Raw genomic sequence first — 1,699 nt, 5'->3', positions numbered from 1 at the left:
CGCGGTCGCCGCGGCACCGATCACCAGGCCGCCGAGATGTCCCCACAGGGAGATGCCGGGGATGGTGATGCTGATGAACACGTTGAGGGCGACGACGGTGAGCACCGGCGCGGGGCTGCGCCGCAACCGCAGCAGGATGACGGCCTGCGCGCCCATGAGCCCGAACACGGCGCCGGACGCGCCGGCGGTGACCGCATCGGTCTGCATCAGCACGACCGCCGCGGAGCCGCCGAGCAACGACAGCAGGTACACGGCGAGGTAGCGGGAGCGACCGAGCACGATCTCGGTGTCGCGGCCGATCACCCACAGGGCGAACATGTTGACCGCGAGGTGGATCGGGCCGAAGTGCAGGAAACCGCTGCCGAGCAGCCGCAGGTATTCGTCGTTGCCCGCGATCATCGGCGGCCACAACGCGAGGTCGCGGAACAGGCCGGACCGCAGCTGGTTGTTCATCACGCTCGACGACTGCGCGGCCGTGATCGCGAAGACCAGGACGTTCAGTCCGATGAGGATGTAGGTGACCAGCGGCGTCGGATGCGCGTTGCGCACGGGGGCACCGGCGACGGTGCGGGCCTGCGGGGTGGCGCTACGGGCTGCGGCGACGCAGTCCACACACTGTTGTCCGACCGACGCGTCGCGCAGGCAGTCGGGGCAGGCAGGTCTGCCGCAGCGGGTGCAGGAGAGCAGGGTCGGACGGTCGGGATGGCGAACGCACCGCGGCTGGGGCGTCCGGCCGCCCCCTTCGGCCGCCGGGCCCCAGCCGGGGTTCGTCATGGAGTTCCTTCTCAGGCGATGGTGATGCTTTCGATGACGACGGCGTCGAGCGGGCGGTCGGCCCGGTCGGTCGCGGTCGTCGCAATCGCGTCGACGACCTTGCGCGAGGCCTCGTCGACGACCTCACCGAAGATGGTGTGGCGACGGTTGAGGTGCGGCGTGCGGTCGACGGTGATGAAGAACTGCGAGCCGTTGGTGCCCGGACCGGCGTTCGCCATGGCGAGCAGGTACGGACGGTCGAACTGCAGCTCGGGGTGGAACTCGTCGCCGAACTGGTAACCCGGGCCGCCGCGGCCGGTACCGGTCGGGTCGCCGCCCTGGATCATGAAGCCGTCGATGACACGGTGGAAGACCGCGCCGTCGTAGAACGGACCGCTGGTCTCGCCCTTGGCGTTCTGCGTCTTGTATTCCTTGGTGCCCTGCGCCAGGCCGACGAAGTTCTCGACGGTCTTGGGAGCGTGATTGCCGAACAGCGAGATCACGATGTCGCCGCGGTTGGTGTGCAGCGTGGCGGTGGCGGTCTGAAGAGGTGAAGTCACCTCTCCATCGTGCCATCCGGACATCTCGCGCGGGAGGAGTGCCCGAAGTGCGCGCCGCGCCCGTGCCGGGCCTCGTTGTGCCGTCGCAACTTGTGTCGCACCTTGTGTCACAGTGGAACGATGACGCGTTCGAAAGAGTCCGGAAGCCATGGTGGATCCCACACCGCGCTCGCACGTCCGCTGCTCGTGAATCCGCTGAAGGAATCGACCAGCCTCGGTGGTGCACTGCAGGTGGTGGGTCAGGGTGCGCTCGCGCTCGCGTACGGTTCCCTGAGTGCGGGAAGGCTCGTGGCCCGCAGGTCGGCGGACCTTGCGAAGACGGTGCTGAGTCGCACGCGTCGTACTTCTCCTGCCGGGGTGGTGGCGTTGGCGTCGACCGACGGCAC

Annotated in this window: 2 protein-coding genes and 1 pseudogene; 1 reads left to right on the top strand and 2 read right to left on the bottom strand. The window is 68.7% G+C overall.

All coding sequences use genetic code 11. The annotated features are described in order from the left end of the window. Together I0Q12_RS29095 and I0Q12_RS29090 are read right to left on the bottom strand one after the other, a co-directional pair. Positions 1–774 (bottom strand): rhomboid family intramembrane serine protease (locus I0Q12_RS29095; RefSeq protein ID WP_231611664.1); only part of this gene is annotated, 774 nt, incomplete at its 3' end. 11 nt (positions 775–785) lie between these two features. Continuing rightward, positions 786–1,313 (bottom strand): peptidylprolyl isomerase, encoded by a 528-nt coding sequence (locus I0Q12_RS29090; protein WP_307846616.1) that lies wholly within the window; start codon positions 1,311–1,313, stop codon positions 786–788. Positions 1,314–1,433: 120 nt separating this feature from the next. Here I0Q12_RS29090 and I0Q12_RS29085 point away from each other — a divergent pair. Further along, positions 1,434–1,699: pseudogene (locus I0Q12_RS29085) on the top strand (hypothetical protein); the annotation flags it as partial.

Origin of the sequence: Rhodococcus sp. CX, assembly GCF_015865005.1 — a bacterium.
GTDB lineage: Bacteria > Actinomycetota > Actinomycetes > Mycobacteriales > Mycobacteriaceae > Rhodococcus.
Note: the sequence above shows the minus strand (reverse complement) of the source record. Positions and strands in the feature narration are given on the sequence as shown.